Consider the following 18,052-nt stretch of genomic DNA (forward strand, 5'->3'; position numbering starts at 1 on the left):
CCGTCCGGACAGCGGATTCATCGACGGAGGCGGATAGTCTCGGCGAGTACCGACCCGAGGAGCATCATGTCGACCGTCACCGCCTACGCCGCCCCCGCCGAAGCCGCCCCGCTCGAGAAGACCGTCATCGAGCGTCGAGAGCTCGGCCCGCACGACATCCTCATCGACATCGCCTTCGCCGGCATCTGCCACTCCGACATCCACACCGTGCGCGGCGACTGGGGTCCGCAGCAGTACCCGCTCGCCCCGGGACACGAGATCACCGGAACGGTCGCCGCGGTGGGCGCCGAGGTCACGAAGCACGCCCTCGGCGACCGCGTCGGCGTCGGCTGCCTCGTGAACTCGTGCCGGGAGTGCGTGTACTGCCTCCGCGGCGACGAGCAGTTCTGCACGCAGGGCGCCGTCGGCACCTACGGGGCGGTCGACCGCGACGGGACGATCACCCAGGGCGGCTACTCGCAGCAGGTCGTCGTCACCGAGGACTTCGTGCTGCGCATCCCGGACGCCCTGCCCCTGGACGCGGCGGCTCCGCTGCTGTGCGCGGGCATCACCACGTACTCGCCGCTGCGGCATTGGAAGGTCGGCCCCGGCACGCGCGTCGCGGTGGTCGGACTCGGCGGCCTCGGTCACATGGGGGTTCAGATCGCACACGCCCTCGGCGCGGAGGTGACCGTGCTGTCGCAGACGCTCTCGAAGCAGGACGACGGCCTCCGCCTCGGCGCCGACCGCTACTTCGCGACGAGCGACCGGGAGACCTTCCGTGACCTGCGCGGCTCCTTCGACGTGATCCTCAACACCGTGAGCGCCGTCATCGACCTCCGCTCCTACCTCGGGCTGCTCGACGTGGACGGCACCATCGTGTGCGTGGGTGCTCCGGCGGAGGCCCTCGCCCTGAACGCGGGGTCGCTGATCGCCGGACGACGCTCCATCGCCGGCTCGAACATCGGTGGCATCAGGGAGACCCAGGAGATGCTCGACTTCTGCGCGGAGCACGGCATCACCGCGCAGATCGAGGTCATTCCCGCGTCGGCGATCAATGAGGCGTACGAGCGGGTCCTCGCGTCCGACGTCCGCTACCGCTTCGTCATCGACGCCGCCACCTTCGCCGACTGACCCCGCCCGGTCCCGGGTCCGTCCCCGCCTCACCCGGTGCCGGATCGAAAGCGCACCCCCGTTACCCTCGCGAGGCGTGATTTCCGTCCCGCTCTCGCTCTCGCTCCGGTCTTGGTCCCGCTCCCGTCCGGTGCGAGATCAAAAGCGCACCTCTGGTGCGCTCGCGAGGCACCTCTTTGAGCCCGCTCCTGTCCGAGCCGCCCTGGAGCGGTCCTGTCTTTCCGTCCGGCCCGTTCCGTCCGGCGCGGCGGAGGCGTCTTCCTGATCCCTCTCGGAGGACCTCGGTCCGCTGCCTCCGCGGTCGGTGTGGGAGGGGAAAGGTGCCGGAGTTCCGTGTCGGAGGGTCTGTTTTGATCTCGCGTCGGAGGTGCGCGGCATGGCGGGATGGGAAAGGTGCCGGAGTTCCGTGTTGGAGGGTCTGTTTCGATCTCGCGTCGGAGCTGCGGGTGCGGGATGGGATAGGTGCCGCGGATCTGCATCGAAGGGCCCTTTTCGATCCCGCGTTGGAGGAGTGCGTCGTGGCGGGATGGGGAACGGGCCGGGGCAGGCGGGGGGAGGGGCGGAATTGAACTCACACGAGGGGATGCGGGACGGGGCGGGAGGGCGTCGGTGGGGGCGGATACGGTGAGGGGATGACCTCCCTCCTCCTGGGGCCGGACTCCCGTGCGCGCTGCGCGTGGGTCGGCGACGACGCAGAATACCGCCGCTACCACGACGAGGAGTGGGGGACGCCGCTGCACGGTGACCGGGCGCTGTTCGAGAAGATGGCACTGGAGGGGTTCCAGGCGGGACTGTCGTGGATCACGATCCTGCGCAAGCGTCCGCGGTTCCGGGAGGTGTTCGCGGGCTTCGAGCCGGAGGCGGTGGCGGCGTTCGACGACGCCGACGTGGAACGGCTGATGGCCGACAGCGGCATCATCCGCAACCGTGCCAAGATCCTCGCGACGATCGGCAACGCCCGGATCGTGCAGTCGATGGCCGACGGCGAGCTCGACGCCCTGATGTGGTCGTTCGCCCCGCCGCCCTCCGCGGCGCGCCCCCGGTCGTTCTCCGAGGTCCCCGCGGTCACACCGGAGTCGACCGCACTGAGCACGGAGCTGCGCCGGCGCGGGTTCCGCTTCGTCGGCCCGACGACGATGTACGCGCTCATGCAGTCGGCGGGCATGGTGGACGACCACATCGAGGGGTGCTGGAAGGCCTGACGTCGCGACGGAAAAGAGAGCGGGGCCACGGTCCCTCGCCCGATATACTCGGCACATCGGGGGATCTCCCGGCGCACGACGCCGGGTGGCTGCAGGCGCGCGGTCTCCCATCAGACCGTGAGGAGCAGGAGTGGCAACGCGCATGGCCGCGACACCGCCGACGCTGGCGGGGTACAGCTACGTGCGTCCACTCGGGTCCGGCGGGTTCGCCGACGTGTTCCTCTACGAACAGGACATGCCGCGTCGCGTCGTCGCCGTCAAGGTCCTGCTCGCGGATGCCGTGAACCCCGAGGTGCTGCAGACCTTCAACGTGGAAGCCGACATCTCGGCGCGACTGAGCGCCCACCCGTCGATCGTCACGATCTACCAGGCGTCCATCTCGGCGGACGGGCGGCCGTACTTCGCGATGGAGTACTGCCCCGACACGATGAGCGCGCGGTACAAGAAGGCCCCGCTCCCGCTCGCCGAGGTGCTGGACATCGGCGTGCGCATGGCCGGCGCGCTGGAGACCGTGCACAGGGCCGGGCTGCTGCACCGCGACATCAAGCCGTCGAACGTGCTCATCAACTCACTCGGCGCGCCCGTGCTGGCCGACTTCGGCATCGCAGCCGCCGTCATCGAGGAGGGTGAGGGCGAGACCATCGCGATGTCCGTGCCCTGGAGCTCCCCCGAGGTCCTCCAGGAGCGCGTGTCCGGATCCATCCCCAGCGAGGTCTGGAGCCTCGGCGCGACGCTCTACACGCTGCTCGCCGGCCGCAGCCCGTTCGAGCGCGCCGACCGCGGCTCGAACTCCCGCGATCAGCTCACGGACCGCATCATCAAGGCGCGGTATACGGCGGTGCCCGTCGCGGGCATCCCCCCGATCATCGACGACCTCTTCGCGAGCGCCATGCACCGTGACCCGGCGAAGCGGCCGGCGAGCATGGCGGAGTTCGCGGAGAAGCTGCGCTGGGCGCAGTACGAGCTCGGCATCTCGCCGACCGCCTTCGAGGCGGCGTCGGCGGAGTGGGCCGCGGCCGCGCCGGTGAACTTCTCGGACGCGACCGTCCGCGGTCCTGTCATCACCACGGTCGCGCCCGACTCCCGGAGAGCCGCGCGTGCGGCCCGTCCGCAGGTGGCACCCCGCGAGCGGGACGACGTCCCGGCGAGCACCCGCGGCCGGACCCGGTCGCCCCTGGTCGTCGGCATCGTCGGCGCGGTGATCGGCGCGGCCGCCATCGCGGGGATCGGCACCGCGGCCCTGTTCCTCACGGGGATCCTCTGATGGCGGCAGGCAACCGCACCGGCGCCGATGCCACGACCCCACCCCGGGGCAGGCTGATCGCGCTGATCTCGGGGATCCTCGCACTCGTGGTCGTCGTGGCACTCGCGGTGACGGCGCAGGGGTATCAGTCCCAGGAGGTGCCGCGCCTCGAGCCGGCCGTCTGGGTCATGCGCGACAGCGGACAGTACGCGCGCGTCAACACCGAGCTCGCCGAGATCGACACGGTCCGCGACGTCGACGACCCCGAGGCGGTCTGGCAGAGCGGCTCCAGTACGGTGCTCTTCGCCCAGGGGAACCGGCAGCGGTGGGACGTCGATGCGGCCAGCCCCTCCGATCTGCTCGCCGACAGCTCGGAGGAGGGCACGCCGCTCGCCTCGCAGCCGACGCCCGCCGGGACGCGCGACGTCCTCTCCGCCGGGGTCTACGTGGCCTACCGGACCGACACCGGGCAGGTGTCCGTGTCGACCCTGGCCGCCGGGGCGGGGACAGCCCTCGTCGACCCGTTCGCGGAGGTCGAGGTCGAGGAGGGGGAGGACCCGCCGACCTACACCGCCGACGCGATCGGCCTCTCGCCGGACGGCCTGCTCGTCCTCTACTCCGCGGACGAGGGGGCTGTCCGCCGGTTCGACATCGACGAGCACCGCTTCCTCGGAGACGAGTCGCCGGTGGCCGACGCGCCGGAGGCGGGCGAGGGTCTGGCGATCGCGGTCGTCGGCGAGCGCTGGGCGATGCTGCAGCCGGGGTCGGGGGAGCTGTGGCTCTCCGGGCGCGATGAGGTCGTCGCCCTGGACGTCGTCGAGGACGCACGCCTGCAGCGCGGGGCCGCCGAGGGCGACGCGGTGCTCGTCGCCGATTCCGACGGCCTCGTGTCCGTTGACCTCTCGTCCGGCGAGTCCGATCGCGTGGCGGAGGCGTCCGGCGTCCCCGCCGCACCGGTCTCCGTCCGCGGGGAGACCTACGCGGCCTGGCTCGACAGCGGCGGCGGGACGCTCTGGAGCGCGGGGGAGACCACCCCGCTGCAGGTCCCTGACGAGACGCTCGACGCGGCCGCCATCGAGCCGGTCTTCCAGGGGAACGGCGACCGCGCGGTGCTCGTCGAGACCGGGACGGGGCTCATCTGGACCGCTCCGGACGGCGTGCTGATCCCGCTCGAGCAGTGGAAGATCGAGGACGACACGGAGCAGCAGGAGGGCACCATCGTCGTCGAGGACGTGGCGGAGCAGCTGCCGCCGGTCGCGGTCGACGACGCGTTCGGCGTGCGCGCGGGGGAGCAGGTCATCCTGCCCGTCCTGCTGAACGATCACGATCCGAACAAGAAGGACGTCCTGACGATCGACCCCGAGTCGGTCTCGGCAGGACTCAGCGACCCTGCGTTCGGGGACCTCGCGCTCGTGGCGAACGGGCAGTCCCTGGTCGTCGATGTGAAGGCGGGCTCCGGCCAGGCGAGCTTCACCTACGCCGTGACGGACGGCGCGGCCGTCTCGCCGCCGGCGACCGTGACGCTGACGGTCGTCGATCCCGGCGTCAACTCGGCCCCGGTCTGGTGCGGCGTCGAGGCCTGCACGCAGGACTGGCCCGCGCCGCAGATCCTGGCCGGCGGCAGCACGATCGTCTCGGCGCTCTCCGGCTGGGTGGACCCCGAGGGCGATGCGTTCATCCTGAGCGACGCCTACGAGACGGACTCCTCGGCGCCGGTGATGGTGGCGCCGACGGACGACGGCCGGGTCGCGATCCGGCACACCGATCCGAACGCCGCGGACGCCGTGATCCCGATCACGGTCGTGGTGCAGGACGTGCACGGCGCGACCGCGGAGAAGACCCTCGAGGTCCAGGTCAGCGGCAGTCCCGCGCTCCAGGCATCGGCTGTCGCGGTGACCGCGCGCGTCGGCGAGCGGCAGTCCATCCGGATCTCCGATCACCTGTCCGGAGGCTCCGGGTCGTATCGCCTCCTGGACGCCGTCCAGACCGCCGCGACCGCGCAGGGCTTCGAGGTCACCCCGAACGCGGCCGCGGGCACCGTGGAGCTGACCGCGGCGAAGCCGGGCCAGTACGTGGTGACCTACACCGTGCAGGACGTCACCACCCAAGCCGAGCAGTCCGCCGTCATCCGCATCACGGCGGTCGACGGCTCCGCGGCGCTCGCCATGGCACCCCTGACCGCGTTCGTGCGCGAGGGTGAGGACACGACCGTCGATGTGCTCCGCGCCGTGCAGAACACCAGCGGACGCGTGCTGCTGCTGTCCGACGCCGTGAGCTCCACACCGCAGCTCAACGTGCGCGTGGTCGGCAACGAGAGCCTGCGGGTGAACGGCACGACCGAGGACGGAGAGCCCGGTCTGATCGGCACGGCCACCGTCACGGTCGCGGATGGCGCGGGCGGGGCGGTGCAGGGCACGGTGAGCGTGTTCCTCACCCCGCCGTCCACCGTCACCCGCCCGATCGTCTTCCCGGACGCGGTGACGGTGCGCGCCGGTTCGCTCACGCGCATCGAGGTCGCCGCGAACGACGTCGCGCCACGCGGGGAGCCGCTCCTCGTGCTCCCGGAGGTGACGGGATCCGGCGAGCCGGACGAGCTCGTGTTCGCCGACCGCAACGCTCTGCGGTACCTGGCACCGAAGACGCCCGGCACCTACCGGCTGACGTATTCGGTCTCGCTCGAGCGGAACCCGTCGCTGTCCGACGACGGCGTCGTGACGGTCACGGTCGTCCCGCCCGGAACCAACCGCGCTCCCACACCGATCACCCTCACCGGTCGCGTCCTCAGCGGCCAGACGGTCACCGTCCCCGTGCCCACGACCGGGATGGACGGCGACGGGGACCGCGTGGTCCTCTCCGGCGTCGATCAGCCGAAGAAGGGCGGCGGCACGGCGACCATCTCGGCGAACGGCGAGGCGATCGTGTACCGGGCGCCGGCAGGCGGAGTGGACGGCGGACAGGTGTCGTTCCGCTACACCGTGCGGGATCCGCAGGGCGAGGAGGGCAGCGGCGCTGTCCGCATCGGCGTCCTCGACGCGGATGTCGACGACGCCGCTCCGGTGACGTTCAGCGATTACGTCCGCGTCGAGGCAGGATCCCGCACACCGGTCGTGCTGGACCCGCGCTCGAACGACCTCGACCCTGCGCAGAGCGAGCTCGAGATCACCGCGCTCGTGCCGAACGCGCCCCCCGTCAAGGGCAATCCGCTGTACGAGCGGCTGAACGCGCTGATCGATTCGGACACCTCCCTGAAGGACGGCCGCGTCGTGCTGCGCGCCGGGGAGACGGCGGGGACGAACTCGTACTTCTACACCGTGAGATCGACGCGGACCGGGAGCACGGCGCAGGGCCTCATCGTGTTGACCGTCACCGAGGGCACGGTCGCCGATCAGCCGGTCATCGCGGACACCGTGCTCACGGCGCGCGACCGTGACGATCTCGCGGACGGCGGTGTCGATGTCGTGACGGACCGGGTGCGGTGGCCGTCCGGCGACGTCTCGTCCCTGCGCCTGAGCCTGTGGGGTGAACAGTCCGGATACACGGTGCGGGGCAACCGGATCATCGGGGAGGCGCCGAAGGAGGGCGCGCTGGTCCCCTTCCAGCTCACCGGCACCGCCGCGGGCGGACGGGACGTGGCCGCCTACGGCTTCCTGCGGATCCCGGCGTTCGACGATATGCAGGTCCAGCTCGTCCCCGGCGCGACACCGGTCGTCGTCGACGAGGACGCGTCCGTGTCGTTCGCGGTGCAGGACTACCTCGATCTGCCGTCGTCGGATGCCGTGGAGATCGGCTCCGGCGCCTTCACTGCTCAGCGGGCCGCAGCGTCGTGCGCGGCCGACGGTCCGCGCAAGGCGGAGTACCGCGCCGGTCGCGAGGCGCCATGGTCGGACACCTGCCTGATCCCGGTGCGCCTGGAAGGTCAGAAGCGCTGGTCCTTCGTCGACGTGCCGGTCAGCATCCGTCCCTCGGAGCCCCAGCTGCTGCTCTCCTCGATCTCGCACACGATCGCCCCAGGGGCCACCGAGAGCGTCGACCTCTACGCCAACATGGCCGCCTGGGAAGGCGGACGCGAGGGCAACGCGGGCTCCCTCGAGTACCGGATCGTGTACTCGGGGTCGGCGTTCGTCGTCACGCAGAGCGGGGCGAAGCTGACGATCGAGGCGCGCGCCGATGCACGACCCGGCAACACCGAGAACGTCAGCGTGACGGTGCCGCAGTACGGTCAGCCGTCGGCCTCCGTGCGCCTGGTCGTCGGCGCGGCCCCGCCCGACGCTCCACGGGGGGCCACCTTCACGAAGCAGTGCGTCGTCACCAGCGCCAACTGCTCGATCGACGTCGTCGACGTGGCCGGCGAGTACGACCCCTTCGACGGCAAGCCGGGCTCCGGCTTGCGGCTCATGTCGCTCGGGGCAGGCGCGCGCTGCGACGTCGCCTCCATCTCGACGACCGGCACCAAGACGATCACGGCGAGCTGGCCCCGCGGCGGCCAGGCTCCGGGAGGACAGTGCGTGATCCCGTTCGTCGTGGCCGACGCCCAGGGGCGGACCGGCACGGGAACCCTCACGCTCGACCTGCAGGGCTTCCCGCAGGCGCCGGCGAGCGTGACCACCGTGGGCTTCACCCGCTCGACCGTCGTGCTGGAGGTGCCGCTCGGGGAGGCGCGGCGCGCCCACCCCGGGGTGTCCGGCGTGACCATCCTTCAGGACGGGGCCGCGGCCAACGCCTCCTGCAGTCCGGCCGGTGCCGTGTACCGCTGCACGGTCAGCGGTCTGACCAACGGCGCCCCGCACACCTTCACGGCGGCCGCGGTCAACGCCGTCGGCACATCGGCGTCCACCTCGCCGCACACGAGCTGGGCCTACGCGGCTCCGGTCGTCGCGAACGCGACGGCCACGCCGGAGTATCGACCGGGTGTCTCGGACCGCGGGCGCGGGGCGGTCAGGGTCTCGATCGACGCGGCCGACGACGCCGTCTCGTTCCGGATCGAGGAGACGGGCGAGGTCATCAACCGCACGGGGGCGACCACCACCGCCGACATCGCGCTGTCGCCGGGAGCGCAGACCCTCACGATCGTCCCGATCAGCCAGTTCCAGCCGCCGACCGGCGGCGGGAACGAGGGTGGTGGCTTCCGCACGTCCGTGACGGTCGCCGGCTCCGTGTACTTCGACCCGGCGGCGACACAGGCGACCGCGGTCTCCAACACGGCGGTGAACGTCTCCGGCATCGCCGCGCAGGCCAACGGCAGCGCCAAGGGCGTCCAGGTCACCTACGTGGCGTGGCGGTCCGGCAACGTCAGCTGCACCGCGAACGGGGACGGCTCGCTGTCGGTCTCCGGCGGAGAGGTGCGCTCCGAGTCCCCCTCTCTGCAGGGGTTGCGGCCGTACCAGCTCTACTACGTCAAGGCGTGCGCGTCGAACGGCTACGGTGTGGCGGAGTCGTCCCCCACGAGCGTCTTCACGTTCACGTTCGTCGACGGCCCCGGTGGCGACACCACCTACACGGTCGCGAAGGACCCGCGGCGCGACGGGAACCGCTACGACTACGGCCTGGCCTCGGCGCCGCGCATCGACGTGGAGAACGGCTTCGTGCCGCAGTACTACCTCTACGGGCAGTGGGTCGGCGACTTCGCGCTCACCCCGGATTCGTCCCCGGGTCAGGTCCGCGCACGCGCCTGCCATGCCACGCAGACCGGCTCCTGCTCCGGAGAGGTGAACATCACCGCGACGACCGCACCGACCGTCGTCAACGCCGTGTTCCAGCCCTGCATGCCCGTCGTCGAGGGTGATGTCGTGACGGTGTCCGGCGCGGCACGCGGCTCGTACATCCTCGAAGTGACGCCCCTGGTCGACACCCCCGGCACCTTCGACGTGAAGCTCACGTGGACCGGCGCCTTCGCCACCCTGACCCCCATCACGCATCGCGTCACGGGCCTGTGCCCCTGATCGCCGAGCGTCCCGACACGAATACTCTTTCCCTATGCCAGCCACCGCAGCCGCCCCCGTCACCCTCGCCCCCGAACAGGCCTCCTGGTTCGCCGAGACGTTCTCGATCCTGACCGGCAACGTCGAGCAGGCGATCCTCGGCAAGCGCCACGTGGTCGAGCTCGTGCTCGCGACCGCCGTCAGCGGAGGCCACGTCCTCCTGGAGGACTATCCAGGGACGGGCAAGACGGCGCTCGCCCGCGCCGTCGCCCAGACGGTCAACGGAACGAGCAGCCGCATCCAGTTCACGCCCGACCTGCTTCCGGGTGACGTGACCGGCATCACGGTCTACGACCAGAAGGAGGGCACGTTCGAGTTCCACGCGGGGCCCGTCTTCGCGAACATCGTGCTCGCCGATGAGATCAACCGGGCGAGCCCGAAGACCCAATCCGCGCTGCTGGAGGTCATGGAGGAGGGCACGGTCACGGTCGACGGCGTCACCCGTGCGGTCGGCTCCCCGTTCCTCGTGATGGCGACGCAGAACCCCATCGAGCAGGGCGGCACCTACCGGCTCCCCGAGGCGCAGCTCGACCGCTTCATGATCAAGACCTCCATCGGATACCCGGACGAGGCGGCGACCATGCGCATCCTGCAGGGCGCCGGTCGCCCGAAGACGGTGCTCGACGGCATCGTGGACACCGACACGATCCTCACGATGGCGGAGATGTCGCGCGGCGTGTACGTGAACCCGCTGGTGTCGGACTACATCATGCGCATCGTCGATGCCACGCGCCGGGCGTCCGAGGTCCGTCTCGGTGCCAGTGTGCGCGGCGCCCTCGCGCTGTCCCGCCTGGTGATGACGTGGGCGGCCAAGAACGGACGCACGTTCGTCACCCCCGACGACGTGCGCGAACTCGCCGTCGTCGCCCTCGCGCACCGCCTGGTCCTCGAGCCGGAGGCCGAGTTCGACGGGGTGACGGCCGTGGCCATCGTCGGGCAGATCCTCCTCGACGTCGAACCCCCGCGCGAGAACGGCACTGCGTGACCTTCAGCACCGAATCCCGCCTGACGCGGACGACCGCGGGCACGAGCACGTCGACGCGGACGTCCACCGTCACGCGTTACGACCGCACGCGCCGCGGTCCCGTGCGCGGCGCGGTCTTCGGCGCGCGTCGCGTCGCCCGCTCCGTGGGCCGCGCGACCAGGGCCACCGTCGGCTGGGTCCGCGAGACGGTGACCACGGCGGGCATGCTCGTGGCCGTCGCGGTGGTGCTCGGTGTGCTCGCCGGGCTGCTGTTCGGCTGGGTGGAGGCCTGGGCGGTGGCCACGATCGCGCTCGTGCTGCTGGTGGCCTGCGTCCCGTTCATCCTCGGTGCCCATGACTACCGGATCGATCTCGTGCTCGATCGCGACCGCGTCGTCGCGGGCGCCGAGATCGGCGCGACCCTGGACGTCCGCAACAACGGCGAGCGCCTCTCGCTCCCCGGTGTCGTGGACGTGCCGGTGGGCGAGGGCCTCGTCGAGGCGCACGTCCCGCTGCTGCGGCCGGGGGCGCATCATCGGGAAGAGCTGACCATCGCCGCGCACCGCCGCGGCGTCATCGACGTGGGCCCCATGACCATCACCCGCGGCGACCCGATCGGCATCCTCCGCCGCGAGCTCCGGTGGCCGGACGTGCAGCGCATCCACGTGCACCCCGTGACCGTGCGGCTCCCCAGCACCAGTGCGGGACTGATCCGCGACCTCGAGGGCACGCCGAGCACCACACTGGTGGACGCCGACCTCTCCTTCCACGCGGTGCGCGAGTACGTCGTCGGCGACTCGCCGCGCCACATCCACTGGAAGTCCACGGCGAAGACGGGCACCCTCATGGTGCGGCAGTACGAGGAGTCCCGGCACGCGCGCATCGCCGTCATCCTGGATCTCGACCCGGAGTCGTACGCCGACGACGACGAGTTCGAGAACACCGTCAGCGCGGCCGCCTCACTGGCGCTGCAGGGTGTGCGGGACGGCAGGGACGTGCTGTTCTCGGTGAGCAACGAGATCCCGGAGCACGGCCGCGCCGAGGTGCTGTCGATCCGTACGCTGCCCACGGTCACCCCCAAGGCGCTCCTCGACGCGACCTCCACGATCGATCAGACGGCGCGGGTGATGAGGCTCGAGGCCGTCACCGCTCTCACGGCGCAGTCGTACCCCGACCTCTCGATCGGGTTCCTGCTCACCGGGTCCCTCTTGCCGATCGAGCGCCTGCGTCACGCGGCGGTGAAGCTCCCGGCAGCCGTGGAGGCCGTCGCGGTACGCAGTGAGCTCGGCGCGCAGCCGACGATGCGGACGGCCAGGGAGCTCGCGGTGATGACCCTCGGTGCGCTGGGCGACCTCCCCCAGATGCTCGCCCGCGGAGCGCTGCGGTGAGCGCGGCCGCGCCGAAGCGCGGACGCGCGCGATCCGGACGGGGGTTCGTGCCGTCGGCGCTCCTGCTCTGGTCGTTGGGATACGTGCTCGCCGGTGTGCTCCTCGCCACGGCGGCCGCCTGGCCCGTCTACGAGTCGTCCCGAGCCCTCGCGGTCGGGATCATCGGCGGCCTCCTCGGCATGGCGGTCGCCGTCGTCGCGCGCGTCCTGCGCTGGGGAACGCTGCTCGCCGCGGTCGCCGCGGCCGGCGTGTACCTGCTCGTCGCGGTGCCGCTCGCGATCCCCGCCGCCCTCACCTCCGTGCCCGCGTTCCTCGGCGGTGTGCGGGATGCGGTGCTCGGGGTCGTGCTGGGCTGGAAGCAGATGCTCACGCTGAATCCGCCGCTGGGGGAGTACCAGGCGGTCCTCATCCCCTTCCTCGTGGTGATGCTGTTCGGCTCATTCGTCGCCACGCTGCTCGTCTGGGGCGGGGGCAAGCGGGCGGCGGCGGCCGTCCCGGTGGTGGTGGCGATGAGCGTCTTCGGCATCGCCTTCGGTGTGAGCGGGACGTCCTCTCCCGTGACGGTGGCGGGAATCGAGCTCCCCGCGCCGCGCGAATGGCTGGTCGGGGTGGCGGTCTTCGTGGTGTCGCTGGTCTGGCTCGTCGGGCGCACGCGCCTGCAGCGCGCCGCCGCGCTGCGCAGCGTGGCGGCGGCGAACATCTCCCGTCGCGCGACCCCCGCCTGGCTCACCGTGCGCCGCCACCTCCTCTCGGCGGGGCTGGCCGTGGTCGCCCTGGCCGCGGGCTTCGCGATCGCCCCCGCCGCGGCCGGCTGGTCCGACCGCTCCGTGCTCCGCGACGAGATCGAACCCATGGTCGTGGTGCAGGAACAGCCGAGTCCGCTCAGCTCCTACCGGTCCTGGTTCTCCGGCGACACGCTGGACACGCCCGTGGTGCAGCTGGAGGGCGACCCCGGCGCCGTGGACCGCCTCCGCCTGGTGACCCTCGACGCGTACGACGGCGAGGACTTCCACATCGACGCCGACGACCGCTTCAGTCGTCTGCCGCGCTCCGCCCTCCCGGGCGCCGGCCGGGTGACGCTGGAGGTGACGATCGGCGACGCCTACCGCGGGATCTGGGTGCCGGCACCCGCCGGACTCGCGGAGGCGCCCGGATTCTCCGGGGAGCGTGCCGATGCGCTCGCCGATGGCTTCCATGTGAACGCCGACGGCGACACCGCGATCACCGTCGCCGATGCGCCCGGTGGCGGGGAGGGCCTCGTGCCCGGTGACCGCTACTCCGTGCTGATCGATGCGCCGGAGAAGCCCGGCGACATCACGGCCCTCCAGGGCGGCCGGTCGACCCTCGACGCCGATCGATACCCCGCGCTCGTCGAGTGGGCGGAGATGCAGGAGCAGCCGCGCACCGGCGCCGGCTACCTCGAGCTGATCGATCGCCTCCGGTCGCGGGGCTACCTGAGCCACGCGCTGCTCGAGGATGCCTCCGCTGCGGGGTGGATCGCGGCGCTCCAGGCGTCCGAGGGGTACGCGTTCGCGCCCAGCTACGCCGGACACTCGGCCGCGCGCATCGAGGAGCTGTTCACCGAGCTGACGGAGCAGGAGCGGCGGGCCGGTCCCGACGCGGACCCCGAGCTGCTCGTGTCGGCGGTCGGTGACGACGAGCAGTTCTCCGTGGCCGCGGCGCTCCTCGCGCAGCACTGGGGTCTCGAATCCCGTGTGGTGCTGGGCGCACGACTCGCGACGGCGGAGGAGGTCCCGGGGATCCCGGCCTGCACCGAGGTCTGCACCGGCGCGAACATGAGCGCCTGGGTCGAGGTGCGTGCGTCGGGCGACGAGTGGATCCCGGTCGATGCGACGCCGCAGTACGCGATGCTGCCGAGCGCCATCACCGAGGGAGAGCAGCTGCCGGAGCACCCGACCGTTCCGGAGCAGCCGCGGTCCGAGGCACTGGACCCGCCGCAGGCGCAGAGCGACGCGAACAACGACGCGCCCCCGCTGGAGGAGCCGGGCTCGGAGGTCCTCGCCTTCCTGCTGCCGATCCTCACCGGGGCCGGACTGGGTCTGCTCGCCCTGCTCCTGCTGGCCCTGCCGTTCCTCGTGCTCCTGGTCGCGAAGAGCCGACGTGCCCGCGCGCGCCGCACGGCCCCGGACCCCGAGGTCCGGCTCGCCGGCGCCTGGGAGGAGCTCGCCGACGTGTACGCCGACCACGACGTGCCCATGGTCGCGCAGGGCACCCGGACGCAGCGCGCACAGTCGAGCGGTCGTGCGGCCGCGCAGCGGCTGGCCGCTCTCGTGGACCGCGCCGTCTTCGCCGAGCACCCGCCGACTCCCGACGACGCGACGGCCGCGTGGGCGATCGTGGATGAGGAGCGAGCGGAGCTGGCGAAGACGGGGACGCGGTGGCAGCGTCTGCGCACGCGTGTGCGGCCGACGTCTTTCGTCGCGAGGACGCGCTCCCTGCGTCTCCCCGGCTTCGGCGCGCGACCCACGCTCGGTACGCTCGGAGGGACCGGTTCACTGGATGACCGGAAGAAGGGGGACTCATGACCGCGCCCGCGGACTCCGGTCCGGCCACGATGCTCGCCATCATCGTCGGACTCGGCCTGCTCGTCGGCCTGGCCGTCTACGTCTGGTACGCCCTGGCGCTCTCGCGCCTGTTCCCCCGCATCGACGGGGAAGGGTGGAAGGGATGGGTGCCCGTCCTCAACGAGGCCGAGATCCTCGCCCGCGGGGGAGTGCCCGCCTGGTCGGTGGTCTTCTACTTCATCCCGCTCGTGCAGCTCTACGGCATCTACCTCAAGGTCGTCGCCACGCATCGCATCAACCGGCGGTTCGGGCGGGGCGCGGGGATGACGGTCCTCGCCATCCTCCTGCCGCCCGTGTGGGCGACCATCCTCGCGTGGGGCCCGGCGCCCTATCCGGAGGGGGACCGACTCGCGGCGCTCCAGCCGGGTCCGCGCCGCAGCGCTCCGCCTTCTGCGGCTCCGGCGCGTGATGCGTCGGGCTACACGATCCCCTCCCTCGCTCCGGCGGGGAACGGATCGCCGGAGGCGCCGTCGCTGATCTTCCCGGACTACGCCGCGCCGCCCGCGGTCGCTCCGACCCCACCCCCGGGTGCCCCGCCGACCGCGGGTGCGCCGCAGGGCGAGCCCGCGGCACCGAGGTCGTTCGCGCCGCCGGTGTTCGCTCCGCCTGCCGCGCCGCCCGCTCCGTCGTCCTCGACGCCGTCTCCGTCGTTCGCACCACCGGCGCCGCCCGCGCCGTCGCCCGCGGCTGCTCCCGTTCCGCCGGCTGCGCCCGTTCCGCCGACTGCCTCGATTCCGCCTGCTGCCCCGGTTCCGCCGGCGGCGCCCGTGCTTCCGCCCGCGGTGGCTCCGACACCACCCTCCCCGGCCGCACAGCCGACGCCCTCCGCTCCCGCGCAGCCGACGACCGGCATCATGGCCGCGATGGGCGACGTACCGCCGGCCGCCCCGCAGCCCGCGCCGGCCCCTGCTCCCTCCGTGGACTCGCCGCCGAGCGAGGAGCCCGCTGCCCCCGCGCCGGCTCCGGAGGCGAACCGTGTCGTCCGACCCGTGCCGCCCTCGTTCCGCGACGGCGGTCAGCCCGAGGCCCCGCAGATGCCCACGATCCGCCCTGTTCCGTCGATGACGGCTGCGGCACCCGCGGCGGAGCAGAGCGCGCCGGCGCCTGCCCCCGCGACAGAGGCGCTCGCGGTCCCGGGCGGTCTGGTCCCCGACGTCGACAAGACCGTGGTGACACCGCGCCCGACCGACGACGACCTCGATGCCACGGTGGTGGTCGCCCGCAAGCGCGGCGTGCGGCGGGTCCTCGTGCTGGACGACGGTCGCCGGTTCTCGCTGTCCGGTGCGAGCGTCGTGATCGGCCGGAACCCCACAGGCGAGCCGGGCGAGCAGCGGCTGGCCATCCCGGACACCACGCGCACGCTGTCGAAGACCCACGCCCGCCTGGTGGTGCAGGAGGACGAGTGGCGACTGACCGACCTGCACGCCACCAACGGCGTCGTGGTAGTCGCGGACGACGGCTCGGAGACCCTCCTGGACGCCGGGGAGAGCGTGGTCGGCACCGGCCGGTTCATCCTGGGCGAAGTGGGCATGCACGTCGTCGCGGAGCGCGATTCGTGACCGTGGAATCCGTCGTCCTCCGGGTCGCCGCGCTGACCGACACCGGGCTCACGCGGACGGCCAACGAGGATGCGGTGCTCGACGCACGCCCGGTCTTCCTGGTCGCCGACGGCATGGGCGGTCACGACGCCGGTGACCGCGCCAGTGCGGCCGTCGTCGCCGCCTTCGAGCCGTTGCGGGGGCGAGCGGTCGACGTCGGCGACATCAGCGACGCTCTGAGCCGTGCCACGGCCGTGGTCGAGGCGATCGCCGCCGCGCACAAGCGCGGCGCAGGCAGCACCGTGACGGGTGTGGCCCTCGTGGAGCACGAGGGCGCGCCGCACTGGCTCGTCTTCAACGTCGGGGACTCCCGGGTCTACCGGCACCACGGCACCGAGCTGGCGCAGCTCACGATCGACCACTCCCTCGGGCAGGAGCTCGTCGATGCCGGGGAGCTCCGCCCCGAAGACCTCGCCTCGTTCTCGCGCCGCAACGTCATCACGCGGGCGGTCGGCGCTCCGGACAGCACCGCGGACAGCTGGCTCCTCCCCGTCGTCGACGGTGAGCGGCTCCTGCTGTGCTCCGACGGGCTCACCGGCGAGGTCAGCGACGAAGCCATCCGTGCGACGCTGACCATGAACGGCCGTCCCGAGACAGCGGCGGCGGCTCTGGTGCGCCGCGCGCTGCAGGGCGGCGGACGCGACAACGTCTCGGTCCTCGTGATCGACGTCGTCTCCGGCGGCGCGCGGACCCGTGCCGACGACGCGACGGGCGGACGGGCCGCGGTGTCCGCGCTCACCGACTCGATGCTCGACGGCACGACCGTCCCGGTACGGGCGCGATGAGCGGCGACGAGGTCGAGGAGACCGTCATACTGACGCGGCGGGACCGCCGGCGGGCCGAAGCGGCCGCCGACCCGGTGCCCCCGGCGGCCGATGACACATCGTCCGCCGTCGACGAGGCGACCATCGTGGTGGATCGCGCGAAGACGGCTCCGGCTCCCGACCGGACCGACGATGCCGCAGTGGACGCGCCCGAAAGCACCGTCGCCGATGAGCCGGACGATGCCGGGCCCGAGGACGCCGCGGGTGAGGCCATCGACGACGCGACCGTGGTCGTCGATCGGTCCGCACCTCCGGCGGCCGACGCCCCCGAGGACGCCACCGTGGCGGTCGCGCGTCCGGCTCGACGCCTGCGGCGGAAGAAGGGTGCCGCCGCAGCAGGCGACGGCATCGCACCCGAGACCGCCGGGCCGCGGTTCACGGTCGATTCCTTCGCCGCCCCGGACGGTGCACCGGCCCCCGCGATCTACAAGCCCCGACCGGCACCCCGCACCCCCGTCGCCCCGCCCGTCGTCGTCGGGGCGGCCGCACCCACGCGGGTGGTGGAGCCCGGGCTGCCCTCCGTCGCCAAGCAGGCGCAGCGGTGGAGCGTCTTCACCCTCGCTGCGACCGTCGGCGCGAGCGTCGTGTCGGTGGCCGGTCTCGTGGTGCTGGGCTTCGTCGTCTTCGGCTGAGGAAGCAGGCGCCGTGCGGTCCTCGCTAGGGTGGGACGTCGGTGGAGGGGACGGACGGATGGATCAGGGTGTGAAGCGGTCGGCGACGACGAGCAACACGTCGCGCAGGCCACGTGTCGCCGGCGTGTTCGCCCTTGTGTTCGGTGCTCTGACGACGATCGTCGCGATTCCCTCGCTCGTCGCGGCGGGGACCGACCCTGGATTCCTCTTCGCGGGTCTGGTGGCTCTGGTCGTCGCAGCGGTGTCGTTCCTCTTCGCCGGCTTAGCCTTCCGGTTCGTCCGGGAGCCGTCGACGACGCTCACCGCGATGACCCCACTGCTCTGGCTCGTCGCGGCGGCGCTCTTCGTCGGTGTGCTGGGCAGCATGGGGGCCTTCGTCTACGGTCAGGTCGTTCAGAACCAGCAGAGCGCGGCCGTCGGGCTGCTCCTGCTCCCGTTGGCGGGAGGTGTCATGATCACCGGTGCGGTGCTCGTGGGGGCGGTCGTCAGGGCGCGACGGGCGGCAGCCGCCGGCCGGTGAGTCGG

General features: G+C 72.3%; 11 protein-coding genes. All 11 read left to right on the forward strand.

All coding sequences use genetic code 11. The features are described 5' to 3' along the window. The first annotated feature begins 66 nt into the window (after positions 1-66). The 11 genes from AC3B5L_RS02320 to AC3B5L_RS02370 all read left to right on the forward strand — a co-directional run bounded on the left by AC3B5L_RS02320 (position 67) and on the right by AC3B5L_RS02370 (position 18,047). Positions 67-1,113 (forward strand): NAD(P)-dependent alcohol dehydrogenase, encoded by a 1,047-nt coding sequence (locus tag AC3B5L_RS02320; RefSeq protein WP_259952776.1) that lies wholly within the window; start codon positions 67-69, stop codon positions 1,111-1,113. A gap of 632 nt (positions 1,114-1,745) precedes the next feature. After that, positions 1,746-2,315 carry a DNA-3-methyladenine glycosylase I gene (locus AC3B5L_RS02325; RefSeq protein ID WP_490096185.1) on the forward strand — a complete coding sequence of 190 codons (570 nt, stop codon included), beginning with the start codon at positions 1,746-1,748 and terminating at the stop codon, positions 2,313-2,315. 130 nt (positions 2,316-2,445) lie between these two features. Beyond that, positions 2,446-3,579 (forward strand): serine/threonine-protein kinase, encoded by a 1,134-nt coding sequence (locus AC3B5L_RS02330; RefSeq protein ID WP_363444843.1) that lies wholly within the window; start codon positions 2,446-2,448, stop codon positions 3,577-3,579. Beyond that, positions 3,579-9,497 carry an Ig-like domain-containing protein gene (locus tag AC3B5L_RS02335; RefSeq protein WP_490096186.1) on the forward strand — a complete coding sequence of 1,973 codons (5,919 nt, stop codon included), beginning with the start codon at positions 3,579-3,581 and terminating at the stop codon, positions 9,495-9,497. Before AC3B5L_RS02330 ends, AC3B5L_RS02335 begins: the two co-directional genes overlap by 1 nt. Positions 9,498-9,531: 34 nt before the next feature. Beyond that, a complete protein-coding gene (locus AC3B5L_RS02340; RefSeq protein ID WP_490096187.1) occupies positions 9,532-10,521 on the forward strand; it encodes an AAA family ATPase in 990 nt (329 codons plus the stop codon). Beyond that, positions 10,518-11,888 (forward strand): DUF58 domain-containing protein, encoded by a 1,371-nt coding sequence (locus tag AC3B5L_RS02345; RefSeq protein ID WP_490096188.1) that lies wholly within the window; start codon positions 10,518-10,520, stop codon positions 11,886-11,888. Before AC3B5L_RS02340 ends, AC3B5L_RS02345 begins: the two co-directional genes overlap by 4 nt. After that, positions 11,885-14,434 carry a transglutaminase domain-containing protein gene (locus AC3B5L_RS02350; protein WP_490096189.1) on the forward strand — a complete coding sequence of 850 codons (2,550 nt, stop codon included), beginning with the start codon at positions 11,885-11,887 and terminating at the stop codon, positions 14,432-14,434. Before AC3B5L_RS02345 ends, AC3B5L_RS02350 begins: the two co-directional genes overlap by 4 nt. Further along, a complete protein-coding gene (locus AC3B5L_RS02355; protein WP_187663149.1) occupies positions 14,431-16,032 on the forward strand; it encodes a DUF5684 domain-containing protein in 1,602 nt (533 codons plus the stop codon). The genes AC3B5L_RS02350 and AC3B5L_RS02355 overlap by 4 nt, the downstream gene beginning before the upstream one ends. Next, positions 16,029-16,856 carry a PP2C family protein-serine/threonine phosphatase gene (locus AC3B5L_RS02360; RefSeq protein WP_280568940.1) on the forward strand — a complete coding sequence of 276 codons (828 nt, stop codon included), beginning with the start codon at positions 16,029-16,031 and terminating at the stop codon, positions 16,854-16,856. Before AC3B5L_RS02355 ends, AC3B5L_RS02360 begins: the two co-directional genes overlap by 4 nt. After that, entirely contained in the window at positions 16,853-17,527 is a 675-nt protein-coding gene (locus AC3B5L_RS02365; protein ID WP_490096190.1) for a hypothetical protein, read from the forward strand. The genes AC3B5L_RS02360 and AC3B5L_RS02365 overlap by 4 nt, the downstream gene beginning before the upstream one ends. Before the next feature lie 58 nt (positions 17,528-17,585). Beyond that, the gene (locus AC3B5L_RS02370; protein WP_363444833.1) at positions 17,586-18,047 is read left to right on the forward strand and encodes a hypothetical protein; all 462 of its coding nucleotides are present in this window, start codon (positions 17,586-17,588) and stop codon (positions 18,045-18,047) included. Positions 18,048-18,052: the final 5 nt, after the last annotated feature.

This window comes from Microbacterium sp. C-MGS6, from assembly GCF_058140415.1.